This is a genomic window from Tahibacter soli, assembly GCF_025717065.2.
GTDB classification, from domain to species: Bacteria; Pseudomonadota; Gammaproteobacteria; order Xanthomonadales; family Rhodanobacteraceae; genus Tahibacter; species Tahibacter soli.
This window is the reverse complement of sequence record NZ_JAOVZO020000017.1, coordinates 20,045-34,175: the sequence shown is the minus strand read 5'-3', so window position 1 is coordinate 34,175 and position 14,131 is coordinate 20,045. Positions and strand designations below refer to the sequence as shown.

Below are 14,131 nucleotides of genomic sequence, written 5' to 3'. Positions count from 1 at the left end.
GCGTCCGCGGCGCGCGATACACTCGCGATTTTCGACGAGGCACCGCCATGCTCGACTACCAACGCGACTTTCTCGACCTCGCGCTCGCACGCCGGGTGTTGCGCTTCGGCGAGTTCACGCTCAAGTCCGGCCGCGTCAGCCCGTACTTCTTCAATGCGGGCATGATCGACAGCGGCGCGTCGCTGCGCCGTCTCGGCAGCGCCTACGCCGCCGCGGCGAACGGCGCCGGCATCGAATACGACATGCTGTTCGGCCCGGCGTACAAGGGCATCGCGCTCGCGGCAGCAACGGCGATCGCGCTCGCGGCCGATCACGACCGCGACATACCGTTCGCCTTCAACCGCAAGGAAGCGAAAACGCACGGCGAAGGCGGCCAGCTGATCGGCGCGCCGCTCGCCGGACGCGTGCTGATCGTCGACGACGTGATCACGGCCGGCACCGCAATCCGGGAATCGTTGCAGCTGATCGCAGCGCACGGCGCGACCGCGGTTGGCGTGCTAATTGCACTGGATAGGCAGGAGCGTGGGCAGGGGGCGCTGTCGGCGGCGCAGGAAGTGACGGCGGAGTTCGGCATTCCGGTCGTCGCGATCGCGCGGCTCGCCGATCTTCTGACCCTGACCGCGGAAAGGCCGGAACTGGCGCAGCAACAGGAGCGCCTGGCGAGGTATCGCAGCGAGTACGGCGTCTAGCGGGCGATCCATCCATGGATCGCACTGGCAGGCTGTTTCTCGACAGCCTGCCAGGCGACCGTGTAACGGCTTGTCAATTTGGGACGCGTGGCCGGGAGTCCGATCGATCGGTCCCTATACTGCCGCGCAGGCGAGGAGGAAAGCATGCGTGTCGCATTACGTTCGTTGATGCTCGGCTGCATCGCACTGTCGGTGGTCGCGGGTTCCGCGCAGGCGCAGACCGAGCGCGTTCGCTACAAGTGGCGCGACGAGACCGGCGCGCTGCACTACGAGGACGCGATACCTCCCGAAGCGGTGAAGTTCGGCTACGAAGTCGTCAACAAACAGGGCATCACGGTCCGCCGGGTCGAACGCGCCAAGACGGCGGACGAACTCGCGGCGGCCAAGGCCGCTGCGGAAAAAGCCGCGGCCGAGCAGAAGAAAGCCGACGACGCGGCGCGCACCGACGCGCAGATGCTCGCGGCGTATCCGACCGAAGACGATCTGCGCCGCTCGATCCAGGCGCAGATCGATCTCATCACGCAGAACATCCAGGCCACCGAGATCGGTATCGCGAGCCAGGAAAAAAACCTCGCCGAACGCCTCAATCACGCGGCCGAGCAGGAACGCATCGGCAAACCCGTGCCGGTGCCGGTGCAGAAGCAGATCACGACGTTGAAGGACGGCCTCGCCGAGCAGCGCGCGTTCCTCGCGCGCCGCACGAACGATCGCGAGGCGATGCAGAAGCAGATGGAAACGAGCATCGCGCACTACCGGCAGATCAAGCAGAAGCAGGACGACCTGCGCAAAGGCCGGTAACCGGCGCCGCGGCGGCAGAGCGCCGCCGCGACGCGATCGGGCGATACGTCAGAACGGCAGGTGCAGGTTCGCGTCGACCGCCAGCAGCTGCTTGCGATACGTCTCCTTGATGCGCAGGAGCGCCGCGTCGCTGTCGGCGTCGAAGCGCAGCACGAGCACCGGCGTCGTGTTCGACGCGCGCACGAGTCCCCATCCGTCCGGCCAGTCCGCACGCACGCCGTCGATCGTCGTCACGCGCGCGCCCTCGAAGCTTGCGCGTTCGCGGAAGCGGTCCATGAAGCGATAGTGCTCGCCCTCGTGCATCTCGACCTTGAGCTCGGGCGTGGAGACGCCCTTCGGCAGGCTGTCGAACACGGCCTGCGGATCGCGGCCTTCGAGGTCGCCGGCGAGGATTTCCAGCAGGCGCGCGGCGGCGTAGATGCCGTCGTCGAAGCCGTACCAGCGTTCCTTGAAGAAGAAGTGGCCGCTCATCTCGCCGGCGAGTTCGGCGTCGGTCTCGCGCATTTTCGCCTTGATCAGCGAATGCCCCGTTTTCCACAGGATCGGGCTGCCGCCGTGCTTCAGGATTTCCGGCTGCAGTTTGCCGGTGCACTTGACGTCGTAGATGATCGACGCGCCCGGATTGCGCGTCAGCACGTCCTTGGCGAACAGCATCAGCAAGCGGTCGGGGAAGATCACCTCGCCGCTCTTCGTCACGACGCCGAGGCGGTCGCCGTCGCCGTCGAAGGCGAGACCCAGGTCGGCATTCATCTGCTTGACCGTCAGTATCAGGTCGCGCAGGTTGTGCAGGTCGGACGGATCGGGGTGATGGTTCGGGAACTCGCCGTCGACGTCGCAGTACAGCGGCATCGCCTCGCAGCCGATCGCGTCGATCACGGCCGGCACGATCAGGCCCGGCACACCGTTGCCGCAGTCGACGACGACCTTGAGCTTCTGATCGACCTGCACGTCGCCGGCGATGCGATCGATGTAGTCGGCCTTGACGTCCATCGACTGCAAGCCGCCGCTGCCCGACGTGAAGCGGTTTTCGGCGATGCGCGCGTACAGCGACTGGATCGCGCTCTCGGCCAGCGTTTCGCCGCCCAGCACGATCTTGAAGCCGTTGTAGTCGGGCGGGTTGTGGCTGCCGGTGACGGAAACGCCCGAGCCGGTATTGAGATGAAACGTCGCGTAGTAGACGAGCGGCGTCGGCACCATGCCGACGTCGATCACGTCCATGCCGGCCTGGCGCAGACCTTCGATCAGACCCGCGGCCATGTCCGGCCCCGACAGGCGGCCGTCGCGGCCGACCACGATTTCGCGCAGGCCGCGCTCGACGCCTTCGCTGCCGATCGCGCGGCCGATCTGGCGCGCGACGCTGCGGTCGAGCGTCTTGCCGACCACGCCGCGGATGTCGTACGCGCGAAAAATGCTGCGGTCGACCGCGAGCGCCGGCTGCGCCGGCGCGGGCGGCGGACTCGGTTTCGCCGCCGCGGGCCGGTCGGCGACGCGCGGTGCGGGCTTCGCCTCCTGCTTGAGCGTCTCGGCCATCGTCAGCTGCGAGCCGGCGTCTTCCTTCGCGCCGCCGAGCTTGCCGGTCAGCTTGGCCATGCCGGCCTGCAGGCCGACCTTGCGCAGCCACAGCGCGATCATGCCCGCGCCGCCGAACAGGATCGTCAGCACGAGCATCAGCCACGGATTGTCGGGCGCAGCGATATACAGGTCGGGCGGCTGCGACGCGACGCGGAACGCGCTGCCCTCGACCGGGTAGCCGTTGTCGAAATCGTACGCGCGGCGCTCGGTGCCCGAGCCCACGCCGGTCAGCACGAGATCGCCGCGGCTGCCGTCGCCCTGGCGCAGCTCCAGGCGGCCCAGGCCCACGTCCGCGGCGCTCGCGAACGCCGTCAGCAGCGGTCCGCTCGGCAGCGCGACCCACGCGACCGCGAGCGGCTGGCCGTCGGCGCCCTTGATCGGCTCGGCGAAGCTCAGAAGGCGCGCATCCTTGCCGTATTTGATCGACTGCACCGGCGCCGAACCGCCCTGCGCCTTGATCAGCTGCGCGGCCTTCGCGTAACCGAACTCGCGAAAATCGTTCGACATCACTTCGGTGAGCGTCGGCGAAAAGAACGCGCCGTCGGCCATTTCCGGCAATGCCAGGCGCAGCGCGGCGAGCGCCGGCGCGCGGCCGGACTCGCCCGCGGCCAGCGCCTCGAGAACCGCCGGCGCCGCGAGCGCCGCCTGCACTTTCGCGTGGCTTTCGGCGACCCGTTCCGACAGCGCCTGCGCGACGCGAACGCGCTGCTCGTTGAGCGAGCTGCGCGCATCGGCGTCGAGCCACACCTGCACCATCTGCCAGGCGCAGAACAGCGCCGTGACCAGCAGCAGCGTCGCTGCCGCGACCGGCAGGAAGCGGTGCCAGTCCACGTTCACGGACGGCAGCCTGCGCGCGGCTTTCGGCGCGGAATCCGCCTGAGCCGGCGCGGCGATCGCCTTGCCGCCGTTGCCGGCGCCGTTCGTCTTCTTCATCCGCTCCACTCCCTGTCAGGCAGTACCGGACGAGCCGAAGCCGCCCGTGCCGCGCACCGTCGGTACGAATTCGTCGACCAGCCGAAAACGCGCGTGAGCCACCGGCAGAAAAACGATCTGCGCGATGCGGTCGCCGGGCGCGATCGTAAATGCGCGGTCCGAGCGGTTCCAGCACGAAATCATCAGCGGCCCCTGGTAGTCGGCGTCGATCAGGCCGACGAGATTGCCGAGCACGACTCCCTGCTTATGGCCGAGTCCCGAACGCGGCAGGATCACCGCGCAGTAGCCCGGATCGCCGATATGGATCGCGATGCCGGTCGGAATCAGCTCGGCCTGGCCCGCCGCCAGCGTCAGCGGCGCGGTCAGCGCCGCACGCAGGTCGAGTCCGGCCGAACCGTCGGTCGCGTAGGCGGGCAGCGGAATCTCCGATCCGACGCGCGGATCGAGAATCTTCACGTCGACGTCGATCATGCGGCATCCCGCTTTGCGCGATAGCGTGCGGCGATGCGGCCGACCAGATCGCGCGCCAGCTCGCACTTTGGCGCAGTCGGCAGCTGTTCGGCGCCGTCGGCCGAAATCAGCGTGATCGCGTTCTCGTCGGTTTCGAAACCCAGGCCGTTGCCGACGCGGTTCGCCGCGACGAGATCGAGCCGCTTGCGCTCGAGCTTGGCGCGCGCGTACGCCTCGAGATTTTCGGTCTCGGCGGCGAAGCCGACCAGGAACGGCCGGCGCGCGAGACCCGCGATGTCGGCGAGGATGTCGGGATTCTGGGTCAGGACGAGGCTCAGGCCGCCGTCGCCCTGCTTCTTGATCTTGTGCGCGGCGATCTCCGAGGGCCGGAAGTCGCCCACGGCCGCCGCCGCGATATAGATGTCGGCCTGGGCCGCGGCCGACAGCACCGCGGCATGCATCTCGCGCGCGCTGCGCACGTCGATGCGGCGTACGCCGCGGGGCGTCGAAAGGTGCACCGGCCCCGCCACGAGCGTCACGTTCGCGCCCTGCTCGGCCGCGGCTTCGGCGACCGCGAAGCCCATGCGGCCGGAGCTGCGGTTGCCGAGAAAGCGCACCGGATCGATGTCTTCGTAGGTGGGGCCCGCGCTGACGACGACGTTGACGCCGGCCAGTTCGTGCGGGCCGCGCGAGCGCGCCAGCTCCGCGACGATCTCCATCGCCTCGAGCAGCCGGCCCGAACCGAACTCGCCGCAGGCCTGCGAACCGGATGCCGGCCCGAAGATCGCGACGCCGCGCCTGCGCAGCGTCTGCACGTTCTCCTGCGTCGCGGGATTGGCCCACATCTGCTGGTTCATCGCCGGCGCGACGGCGAGCGGCGAGGCGCTCGCCAGGCACAGCGTCGTCAGAAGATCGTTCGCCATGCCGTGCGCCAGCCGCGCGATGACGTCGGCCGACGCGGGCGCGACGAGAATCTGGTCGGCCCAGCGCGCAAGCTCGATATGCCCCATCGCCGCTTCGGCCGATTCGTCCCACAGGCTCGACCGCACCGGATTGCCGGACAAGGCCTGGAACGTCAGCGGCGTGACGAAGCGCGCGGCCGATTCGGTCATCACCACGCGCACCTCGCAGCCCGCGTCGCGCAGGCGACGCACGAGGTCGGCGCCCTTGTATGCCGCGATGCCGCCGGACACGCCGAGCAGGATGCGCACCTGCGCCAGCCCTGTAACACCCATTCGGAAGATTCCTAGGAAACCACGCGTCGATAGCTTAAGGGAAAGCCGGCGTCCGGCGCTCGGCTCCACTGCACGCTCCTGACTAATCTAGGCGCACGGAATCGCAGCGCGGAAACCCCCTCATGAACATACTCAGCTGGCCGGAGCACGAACGGCCGCGCGAAAAACTGCTCGCGCTGGGCGCGCACGCGCTGTCCGACGCGGAGCTCGTCGCGATCCTGATCGGCAGCGGCACGCGCGGCCGCAACGCGGTGGATCTCGGCCGCGACCTGATCCGCAACGCCGGCAGCCTGCGCTCGCTGCTCGATCTGCGCACGGGAATGCCGAGGCCGCGCGGCGTCGGCAAAGCCAAGGCGAGCCGCCTCATGGCCGGACTGGAACTCGCCCGGCGCTGCCTCGCCGAAGACCTGCGCCGCGACAACTGCCTGACCAACCCGCTCGACTCCGCCGCCTATCTGCGCGCGCGGCTGCACGGCTACCCGTACGAGGTGTTCGCGAGCCTCTTTCTCGACACGCGCAACCGCGTGATCGCGTTCGAAGAGCTGTTTCGCGGCACCGTCGACGGCACGATGGTGCACGCGCGCGAAGTCGTGCGCGCCTGCATGCGCCACAACGCCGCCGCGATCATCGTCGCGCACAACCACCCGTCGGGCGAATGCGAGCCGAGCGAAGCCGACCGCATGCTGACGCTCGAGCTGCGCCAGGCCGTGGGGCTGATCGGCGTGCGCCTGCTCGATCATTTCGTCATCGGCGCCGGCGCCCCGGTGTCGATGGCGCAGCGCGGCTGGCTCTGAACGCCACGGCATCGATCTGCCAACCGCCGCACGGCGGCATTGTGGAATCCATGAACAATGGGGCGGGCATGAATCTGCGACCCGACCTCGCCGCGACGCTCGCCGTCCCGCTCAGAACCGCTACCGAAAAGCCGTCGAGGCCCTATACTGCGGTCGGCTTGGAGAGGGCCCGGTCGCACGTGATCCTGCCGTTTCCGCATTCATTCGCCGAAGATGCGACCGAGCACGCCGTGCCGGACGTCGCGCGCGCGCGGGCGCGCCTCGCGGCGCGGCCGTCCGGGCTCGCCGATGCGCTCGCGCGCCGACGCGTCGCGCTGGCGCCGCTCGCGTCCGGCGCCGACGCGCCGCTGCTCGATCGCTGCGACGCCGCGGTCGAACTCGCCTACGCGCGCCTGGCCCTGCGTCACGGCAGCTGGGGCGACGACTTCCACGCGTATCACAACGAACAGCACATTCTGGAAATCTTCGACAGCCGCATCGCGCGGCTGATGGACGAGATCGGGCGCGACGCGCTCGGCCTCGCCGACTGGCTGCTGCTGGGCCTGTTCGCCGCGTGCCACGACCTGCGCCAGCGCGAGCCGGCCGAGTACAGCGCCGGCGTCGGCAGCAACGAGCGCGCGAGCATCGAAGAGGCGTTCCGCATCCTCGACCGCGTCGGCTTTTCGCGCGAACGCGACGCGCGCTTCTACGTCGGGCTCGAACTCACCATCGCGGGTTCGACGTTCGATGCGCGACCGCCGGCGAAAGACTGGGAATACAACTCGGTCGACCTCGTGCAGTCCGGCGGCGCGCTCGCCTCCAAGCTCGACGCGAAGCTCGACAAGCACGTGCCGGGCTGGCGGGACGATCCGGCGATCGCGCATGCGCTCGACCTGGCGCTGATCGCGGCCGACCTCGACACCGCGAACGTCGCCGAACCGTTCGCGCGCTTCGTCGAAACCGGCACGCGGCTGTGCCTCGAACGCGAAATGCGCTGCCACCGGTCGCCGGACGACGCCGCGTCCGCGCTGCCCGTGCTCGGCTTTCTGACCGACGGCCAGGAACGCTTCTTCTTCGACCTGCACCGCTTCAACTCCGACGTCGGCCGGCACGCGTTTTCCGCCGCGAAACAATCGAACGCCGCGCCGCTCAAGGCGCTGACGATGGCGCTGCGCGCGCGCGTGGCGATGTCCGGCAGGCCGCGCAGCGGCAGCGAGGTGATCGCAACCCTGCGCCGCCTGACCGACGAGATCCTCACGCGCGAGGCGTAGACTAGGCATCCTTTTGCTGCCTGGAAGCACGCATGAGTTCCGACGACACCCGGCACGGCGTTGCGCGCGCCGACGCCGAAGCCGCGATCCGCACGCTGCTGCGCTGGTCCGGCGACGATCCCACCCGCGAGGGCCTCATCGACACGCCGCGCCGCGTTGTCGACGCGTACGGAGACTGGTTCTCCGGCTACGAATCCGATCCGGCCGAATACCTGCGCCGCACGTTCGAGGAAGTGGCCGGCTACGACGAAATGATCGTCCTGCGCGACATCGAATTCGAATCGCACTGCGAGCACCACATGGCGCCGATCATCGGCCGCGCGCACGTGGGCTACCTGCCGACCGACAAGGTCGTGGGCATCTCCAAGCTCGCGCGCGTCGTCGAAGGCTTCGCGCGGCGGTTCCAGGTGCAGGAGAAAATGACCGCGCAGATCGCGCACTGCATCGAAGACGTGCTGCATCCCCGCGGCGTCGCCGTCGTCGTCGAGGCCGCACACCAGTGCATGACGACGCGCGGCGTGCACAAGACCGGCGTGTCGATGACCACGAGCCAGATGCTCGGCACGTTCCGCGAAGACGCGCGCACGCGCGCCGAGTTCCTGCAATTCATCGCGATGCCGGGGCGCTACCGCTGAGCGCTCCGCCGGCCGATCAATCGAACGCGACAAATCCTGTTCGATACATGTGGTAATGCTCCTGCTGCATGCCGAGCACGGCGTACGTGCGCTGCGCCCGCTCGTTCTCCCATTCCACGTACAGCCGCAGCCCGACCGCGCCGTTCGCGCGCGCCTGACCCTCGACGTCGCGGTACAGCGCGCCGAACACGCCGCCCCGCCGCGCGGTCGGCGACACGTAGACGCTCTGGATCCACCACCAGTCGCCGTTGCGCCAGTCGCTCCATTCGAACGTGATCAGGAGGCAGCCGACCGCGGCGCCGTCGCGTTCGGCGATACGGTAGAAGCCGCGCCGCGGTTCGTCGAACACCGCGGCGACGCCGCGCGCGAGCACGTCGCGATCGAGCGTCTTGCGTTCGGTTTCCCATGCCATCGACGCGTTGGCGTCGACGAGAAAGGCGATGTCGTCGCGCGTCGCGGCGCGTATCGTGATGTCGGTCATGCGGGTCTCGTTCGTGTCGGTTCGCGGCGCCGTCGCGGCAGCCACGGGCCGTACTTTTCCCGCGGCGCGCGGCCGGGTCAATCGCCAAAAGAAAGGGCGGCCGTCGGCCGCCCTTTCGCATACCCGGATCGCGAACGATCAGTCGACGCTGAAGCGCTGCAGCGAGACCGGCGTCGCGGTCGTGTTGCAGGCGATGTACAGCTGCACCGTGCCGGTGGCGCCGGGGGCGAGCTGCAGCGTCCACTGGAAGCCGCCGGTGAAATCGCCGGGGCCGAACGGCAGGCCGGTGTTCGCGAAGTTCGTCACCGTCGTGTTCGACAGCTGCGCGGCAACGTCGGTCGCCGCCGCGAACGGCAGCACGAGGTAACCGACGGAACCCGGTCCGCGATACTCGCACTGCCCGGCCGTCGCATCGTTGATGCGAATGTAACGGTTGTTGGCGTCCACGACGACGGCATTGTCGGTGCCGGCGCTACCGTTCACGTCGAGGTCGGCCATGTTGAACAGATGCAGCGTGATCGCCGACGCACCGTTGTTCGTCACGGCGATCGTCGTGCCGGCTTCGCCTTGACCCGCGCCCGGGCTCGTCAGCACGATCGTCTTGGCAACGCCGAGGCCCCGGCCGGCGAGGTCGGTCCAGTTGAGCGTCGCGGTGTTGCCGGTGTAGTTGCTCGACGTCGGCGCAGTGAACACGGTTTCCTGCGTGTCGCCTTCGATGCGGAACCACCAGCCCGATTCGAACAGCTGATCGCCGGTACCGACGCCGGTGAAGTTCGCTTCGGGCGAGACGTCCCAGTGCGACGCGGTGTGTACGTAGCTCGCGCCGCCCGAGGTGATCGTCCCCTGGGCAAAGGCGCCGCCGGTCGCCAGCAACAGCGCTGACGCAAACAAAGTTCTCAACGTAAACATGTAAACCCCCAAGCCAAGGTTCAGAGCAGGAACTGCATTGACCTGGCCGTCGTCGTACCTTTTGGTCCGCCCACCCGCAGACCCCCCGAACGCACGCGACGACTCCCGGCCCGTACCATCCTCCACGGTATAGGCTAGTGAAACAAGTACTGCGAATTCGAAGCGCAATCGGAGCGTTTTCGGCAAATACGGCCACGTTGCGGCCGGTCGCCTCAGCGGCGTCGGGGGCGGGAGCTTCCGAGCTTGCGGGTCAAGGTGTTACGACCCAAACCTAAAGCATTGGCTGCGTTCTGGCGATGCCCGTCATGCGCCTTGAGCGCGGCGTCGAACAGCACGCGCTCGAGCTCTCCCGACGCCCGGGTATGCAGCTTCTCCCGCCCGAGTGCGAGCTCGCGCTCCGCCCACAGGCGCAACGCGACGGTCCAGTCCGCTTCGCCGGACGGTGCTGGGACAACCGAGTCGAACGGCAGATCGCCGGGTCGGATTTCGCGACCCGGCGCCATCACGGCGAGCCGCCGGCACAGGTTTTCGAGCTGCCGAACGTTGCCCGGCCAGTCGAAACCCGCGAGCGCCGAGAGCGCCGCGGCCGACCAGCGTTTCGGTTCCAGACGCATCTCGTGCGCGGCGCGCGCGAGAAAATGTTCGGCGAGCAGCGCGATGTCCTCGCGCCGCTCGCGCAGCGCCGGCAGCTGGATGCGCACGACGTCGAGGCGGTGCAGGAGATCGGCGCGAAACTCGCCGCGCGCGACCTTCGCCTCCAGATCCTGATGCGTCGCCGCAATCACGCGCACGTCGGCGCGAATCAGCTCGCGACCGCCGACGCGGTAGAACTCGCCTTCCGCCAGAACGCGCAAAAGTCGCGTTTGCAGCAAAAGCGGCATATCGCCGATTTCGTCGAGAAACAGCATGCCGCGATCGGCCTGCTCGAAGCGGCCGGGATGACGGCGCGTGGCGCCGGTGAACGCGCCGGCCTCGTGGCCGAACAGTTCCGACTCGAGCAGTTCCGACGGAATCGCCGCGGTATTCAACGCCACGAACGCGCGATCGGCGCGCGCACTGTGGCGATGCAGCGCGCGCGCGACGAGCTCCTTGCCGGTGCCGGTTTCGCCGGTGATCAGCACGTTGAGGCCGCTCGCGGCGACGCGGCCGATCGCGCGAAACACTTCGCGCATGCGCGGCGAGTGGCCGATCAGCTCGAGATCGGGATCGCGCGCCGGCGCGGCCGGCGGCGGCGCCGACGTGCGCCGCTGCGCCAGCGCGCGCTGCGCGGCTTCCACCGCCTGGTCGAGATCGAAAGGCTTCGGCAGATAGTCGAACGCGCCGTGGCGATACGCCGCGGCCGTCGTCGCGATATCGGTGTACGCGCTCATCACGATGACCGGCAGCGCGGGACGCTCGGCGTGCAGGCGTTCGAGCAGCGCGAGGCCGCCGACGCCGGGCATGCGCACATCGGTGAACACGAGATCGGGCGCGTCGCCGCCGAGCGCGGCGAGCAGCGCATCGCCGTTTTCGAATTCGCGCACCGCGAGGCCGGCTTCGCGCAGCGCGGCGGCCAGCACGAAGCGCACGCCGCGATCGTCGTCGGCGAGCCAGAGGGTTGCCGCGTCGGGCGGCGCGCGATCAGCCATGCGAATCTCCGAACGGCAGCAACAGCGTGAACACGGTTTCGCCGGGCCGGCTGCGGCAGCTCACCGCGCCGCCGTGCTCGCGCGCGATCTCGCGGCACACCGCGAGGCCGAGACCGCTGCCGTCGGCGCGACCGCTGACCATGGGCAAGAACAAGGTGTCGGCAAGCGCGGGCGGCACGCCTCGGCCGTTGTCGAGCACGTCGACGCGCAATGCGAGCCGCACGACGCGCTCGCCGATGCGCGCGCCGTGCTCGGCACGGCTGCGCAGCACGACGCGATCGGCGCCGGCCTCGATCGCGTTGCGGCCAAGGTTGAGCAACAGCTGCGTCAGGCGATCGGCGTCGCCGCGCAACGGCGGCAGACTCGGATCGAAGTCGCGCGTGAGCATCGGCGCGCGCTCCTGCGCGGCGAGCAAGGCGGCGACGCGCTCGAGCACCTCGTGAATGTTCACAACGGCCAGATGTGGCTTACCGGAACCTTGCAAAAGGCGATTGGCGAGCGCACCGAGGCGATCGGCCTCGGCGATGATGAGATCGGCAAGTTCCTTCAACTCCGGCTCGGCGACGCGACGACCGAGCAGCTGAGCGGCACCGCGCAAACCGGCGAGCGGATTCTTCACCTCGTGCGCGAAACCGCGCAGCGATTCGGACAGGCGCACGGTCGACTCCGGCAACGCCGGCGGCAGCGCGTGAATCTCGAGGAGCACGCCGCCGTCGGGCAGCGGGCTGAAGGCGATGTCGACGGTGACCGGATCGCCGAGCGGCGGCGCGAGCGAAAACGCGCGCAACTGCACGATGCGCTGCTCGGCGGCGGCGCGGCGCGCGGCGTCCGGCAGCTCGGCGCGCTCGGGGGCGAGCAGCGCCAAGGATTCGCCCTCGAGGCGACGGGCGCTGAGGCCGAGCAGTTCGCACAGCGCGGCGTTCGGGGCGCGCAGACGCAGGCCGTCGTCGATGTGCGCGACGGCCGTGCTGAGCTGGTTCCAGAGGGCGGTGATTTCCACGATGGTGCGAACGGGGGAGTCCGCACCATCATAGTGCAACGACACCCATCAGGGCCGCAGCTCGTGTGCCGCTTCGAATTGGGCAAAACAGCAATGTCTGTGCCCTAGGCAACATGGCCGTCGCGCGTGCTACCCAGAAAGACTCCACGTTCGGGAGTGACCGGATGGCACAAGGTCTCAAGGACACCATCGCCAAGCTTATCCAGGAAATCGCCACCTGCTGTTGCGGGCTGGTGGTTATGTAGTCTTCTTCATCACAGCAGCACGCGTTTCACGCAAAACGTGCGCCGGGATGCGGACAAGCCGACCGTCCTTCACGACGACAAGATCCGTATCAGTGCGAATGGCGGTTTCACGGGCGAGCTCAGCCGCGCGACGCATCGCCGCGATGGAGGCGCGCAAATCGGGGTCTTCTGCTTCGGAGATGTCTTTCGTAGTCACGGGTTTTCTACCCACTCCAGCAGGATCGGGCTCTCGCCTTGGTTGTTGTATGTGGTCCAAGCGTTTACCAGCAGTTTGTACGCGTTTTCGAAGTTGTACAGGCCCGCAGCAAAGCGGCGGCGGATCACGTCTTCAGGAATGTCGTGCCCACCTTGCCGCACGCGCCCGGCGACGCGAGCGATAGCGACCTCGGCGTCGGGTAGAGATCAAGTCGGCATTGATGACGCGCGGGCAATGCGCTTCTTGCGGCAAGAACGAACGCGCGAACGTTGTCTTGCCCGCGCCGTTCGGGCCTGCGATCACGATGATCTTCTTGCTCATACCCTTGTCGTCCTGAAGATTGCTTCCTTTATGGAGGGATCTACCGAGGACTTCTCGATAGACCCTTCCCGGATGGGTTCACCGTCCTCGTAGGTCTTCTTGGGATGCAGGCCGACATTGTCGGTGCCGACATCGAGCCTAGCGTGCCCGCCGCCTGGGCGGTGCCCCTCCTCTCTCGACGAAGCCCGCAGCAATCTCTTTCTCGTCGAGCTTCCCAAGTTCGCGCCCCAGTGCCCGAAGCGTTTCGGCGTGTTCTGCGATAGCCGACAGCAAAGCCACGGCTCGCGGCGCTCCCGGCTCATTCGCCAGCGCCACGCCAAGGCTGCCCTCCAGACGATGAACGATCTCGGCATTCATCGATCGCCCCGATTCCTTCGCGGCAGCCGTCATTCGTTGGTGGAGTTCCGGCGAGAGCCGCAGCTGCGTCTTGATGGGTTCTTGGTCTGCCATGCGGCCAGTATGCCACTGCGGCAGGTCTCGGCACTTGACACTAAAATAGTGGCATGCTCGAATGCACCTGAAACAGGTGCATCGCCGTCCATCCGCCCGCCACGAGGAAGTGCCCATGTCGACGAAAGGAAACTCCCGTTCTCGCGCGACCACCGCCAAGTCTCGCAGCTCGCGCAAGCGAGCGCCCGCCACCTTCCCCGCCATGTTCACGATGGCACAAATGCACGATCTCGAAGCGTCGTTGCAGGATGTCGAGTCGCATATCCCGCGGCGCTTAGCGCTCGCCGTTCTTGCCAACGATTCCGAGCAACTCGTCGAACGCTTCGGCAAGTCCGAGGAAACCGCCAGTCTTCTGCCCGAGCAGGCTTCCGCGATCGAGTGCTACATCTCCGCGCAACTCGACTTCGTCGCGGTACTCGGCGTCGCGCGCGATCGTATCGCTCGCACCCTGGAACGCATCGCCACCGAGCGCCCCCAGTTCGCGAGTCGATAAAGAGGACGGCGAACTCGTCCGCGAAGCAACTACCGAGGATTCCTCGGTAGTT

Annotated in this window: 16 protein-coding genes; 6 read left to right on the top strand and 10 right to left on the bottom strand. The window is 68.1% G+C overall.

What is annotated here, in order from left to right; all coding sequences use genetic code 11:
- Window positions 1-47: 47 nt before the first annotated feature.
- Window positions 48-689 (top strand): orotate phosphoribosyltransferase, encoded by a 642-nt coding sequence (gene pyrE / locus OD750_RS11410; protein WP_263545364.1) that lies wholly within the window; start codon window positions 48-50, stop codon window positions 687-689.
- 144 nt (window positions 690-833) lie between these two features.
- Window positions 834-1,487, top strand: coding sequence for a DUF4124 domain-containing protein (locus tag OD750_RS11405; RefSeq protein WP_263545363.1), 654 nt, complete (start codon window positions 834-836; stop codon window positions 1,485-1,487).
- 48 nt (window positions 1,488-1,535) lie between these two features.
- On the opposite strand, the gene OD750_RS11400 is transcribed toward OD750_RS11405, so the two are convergent.
- From OD750_RS11400 to coaBC, 3 genes are read right to left on the bottom strand one after another with little or no spacing between them, the layout of a single operon-like run.
- The gene (locus OD750_RS11400) at window positions 1,536-3,992 is read right to left on the bottom strand and encodes a phosphomannomutase/phosphoglucomutase (protein WP_272841934.1); all 2,457 of its coding nucleotides are present in this window, start codon (window positions 3,990-3,992) and stop codon (window positions 1,536-1,538) included.
- Window positions 3,993-4,007: 15 nt separating this feature from the next.
- On the bottom strand, window positions 4,008-4,463 hold the full coding sequence (dut, locus tag OD750_RS11395) for a dUTP diphosphatase (RefSeq protein ID WP_263545362.1): 456 nt from the start codon (window positions 4,461-4,463) through the stop codon (window positions 4,008-4,010).
- The gene (coaBC, locus tag OD750_RS11390; protein ID WP_263545361.1) at window positions 4,460-5,677 is read right to left on the bottom strand and encodes a bifunctional phosphopantothenoylcysteine decarboxylase/phosphopantothenate--cysteine ligase CoaBC; all 1,218 of its coding nucleotides are present in this window, start codon (window positions 5,675-5,677) and stop codon (window positions 4,460-4,462) included. Before coaBC ends, dut begins: the two co-directional genes overlap by 4 nt.
- 122 nt (window positions 5,678-5,799) lie before the next feature.
- Here coaBC and radC point away from each other — a divergent pair, with 122 nt between their 5' ends.
- From radC to folE, 3 genes are all read left to right on the top strand, one after another.
- Window positions 5,800-6,471, top strand: a complete 672-nt coding sequence (radC, locus tag OD750_RS11385; RefSeq protein WP_263545360.1) for a RadC family protein — start codon at window positions 5,800-5,802, stop codon at window positions 6,469-6,471.
- 68 nt (window positions 6,472-6,539) lie between these two features.
- Complete coding sequence (locus OD750_RS11380) at window positions 6,540-7,721, top strand: hypothetical protein (protein WP_263545359.1); 1,182 nt, start codon at window positions 6,540-6,542, stop codon at window positions 7,719-7,721.
- A gap of 32 nt (window positions 7,722-7,753) precedes the next feature.
- Entirely contained in the window at window positions 7,754-8,356 is a 603-nt protein-coding gene (folE, locus tag OD750_RS11375) for a GTP cyclohydrolase I FolE (RefSeq protein ID WP_263545358.1), read from the top strand.
- A gap of 16 nt (window positions 8,357-8,372) precedes the next feature.
- On the opposite strand, the gene OD750_RS11370 is transcribed toward folE, so the two are convergent.
- From OD750_RS11370 to OD750_RS11340, 7 genes are all read right to left on the bottom strand, one after another.
- Window positions 8,373-8,837, bottom strand: a complete 465-nt coding sequence (locus OD750_RS11370; protein WP_263545357.1) for a GNAT family N-acetyltransferase — start codon at window positions 8,835-8,837, stop codon at window positions 8,373-8,375.
- 138 nt (window positions 8,838-8,975) lie between these two features.
- Window positions 8,976-9,746: a hypothetical protein gene (locus OD750_RS11365; protein WP_263545356.1), complete on the bottom strand. Its 771-nt coding sequence runs from the start codon at window positions 9,744-9,746 to the stop codon at window positions 8,976-8,978.
- 212 nt (window positions 9,747-9,958) lie between these two features.
- Window positions 9,959-11,374 carry a nitrogen regulation protein NR(I) gene (gene ntrC, locus OD750_RS11360; RefSeq protein WP_263545355.1) on the bottom strand — a complete coding sequence of 472 codons (1,416 nt, stop codon included), beginning with the start codon at window positions 11,372-11,374 and terminating at the stop codon, window positions 9,959-9,961.
- Complete coding sequence (locus OD750_RS11355; RefSeq protein ID WP_263545354.1) at window positions 11,367-12,374, bottom strand: two-component system sensor histidine kinase NtrB; 1,008 nt, start codon at window positions 12,372-12,374, stop codon at window positions 11,367-11,369. The genes ntrC and OD750_RS11355 overlap by 8 nt, the downstream gene beginning before the upstream one ends.
- Window positions 12,375-12,611: 237 nt before the next feature.
- The gene (locus tag OD750_RS11350; RefSeq protein ID WP_263545353.1) at window positions 12,612-12,815 is read right to left on the bottom strand and encodes a hypothetical protein; all 204 of its coding nucleotides are present in this window, start codon (window positions 12,813-12,815) and stop codon (window positions 12,612-12,614) included.
- Window positions 12,816-12,947: 132 nt separating this feature from the next.
- On the bottom strand, window positions 12,948-13,136 hold the full coding sequence (locus OD750_RS11345; RefSeq protein WP_263545352.1) for a hypothetical protein: 189 nt from the start codon (window positions 13,134-13,136) through the stop codon (window positions 12,948-12,950).
- Window positions 13,137-13,274: 138 nt separating this feature from the next.
- Entirely contained in the window at window positions 13,275-13,586 is a 312-nt protein-coding gene (locus OD750_RS11340) for a type II toxin-antitoxin system HicB family antitoxin (RefSeq protein WP_263545351.1), read from the bottom strand.
- A 115-nt stretch (window positions 13,587-13,701) separates the two neighbouring features.
- Between OD750_RS11340 and OD750_RS11335 the strand changes: the two genes are divergently transcribed.
- Window positions 13,702-14,079: a hypothetical protein gene (locus OD750_RS11335; RefSeq protein ID WP_272841933.1), complete on the top strand. Its 378-nt coding sequence runs from the start codon at window positions 13,702-13,704 to the stop codon at window positions 14,077-14,079.
- The last annotated feature ends 52 nt before the right edge of the window (window positions 14,080-14,131 follow it).

Excerpts from the sequence above, each read along its gene's own strand:
- pyrE (WP_263545364.1), top strand. The coding sequence starts at position 48 with ATGCTCGACTACCAACGCGACTTTCTCGACCTCGCGCTCGCACGCCGG.
- OD750_RS11405 (WP_263545363.1), top strand. The coding sequence starts at position 834 with ATGCGTGTCGCATTACGTTCGTTGATGCTCGGCTGCATCGCACTGTCG.
- OD750_RS11400 (WP_272841934.1), bottom strand. The coding sequence starts at position 3,992 with ATGAAGAAGACGAACGGCGCCGGCAACGGCGGCAAGGCGATCGCCGCG.
- dut (WP_263545362.1), bottom strand. The coding sequence starts at position 4,463 with ATGATCGACGTCGACGTGAAGATTCTCGATCCGCGCGTCGGATCGGAG.
- coaBC (WP_263545361.1), bottom strand. The coding sequence starts at position 5,677 with ATGGGTGTTACAGGGCTGGCGCAGGTGCGCATCCTGCTCGGCGTGTCC.
- radC (WP_263545360.1), top strand. The coding sequence starts at position 5,800 with ATGAACATACTCAGCTGGCCGGAGCACGAACGGCCGCGCGAAAAACTG.
- OD750_RS11380 (WP_263545359.1), top strand. The coding sequence starts at position 6,540 with ATGAATCTGCGACCCGACCTCGCCGCGACGCTCGCCGTCCCGCTCAGA.
- folE (WP_263545358.1), top strand. The coding sequence starts at position 7,754 with ATGAGTTCCGACGACACCCGGCACGGCGTTGCGCGCGCCGACGCCGAA.
- OD750_RS11370 (WP_263545357.1), bottom strand. The coding sequence starts at position 8,837 with ATGACCGACATCACGATACGCGCCGCGACGCGCGACGACATCGCCTTT.
- OD750_RS11365 (WP_263545356.1), bottom strand. The coding sequence starts at position 9,746 with ATGTTTACGTTGAGAACTTTGTTTGCGTCAGCGCTGTTGCTGGCGACC.
- ntrC (WP_263545355.1), bottom strand. The coding sequence starts at position 11,374 with ATGGCTGATCGCGCGCCGCCCGACGCGGCAACCCTCTGGCTCGCCGAC.
- OD750_RS11345 (WP_263545352.1), bottom strand. The coding sequence starts at position 13,136 with ATGAGCAAGAAGATCATCGTGATCGCAGGCCCGAACGGCGCGGGCAAG.
- OD750_RS11340 (WP_263545351.1), bottom strand. The coding sequence starts at position 13,586 with ATGGCAGACCAAGAACCCATCAAGACGCAGCTGCGGCTCTCGCCGGAA.
- OD750_RS11335 (WP_272841933.1), top strand. The coding sequence starts at position 13,702 with ATGTCGACGAAAGGAAACTCCCGTTCTCGCGCGACCACCGCCAAGTCT.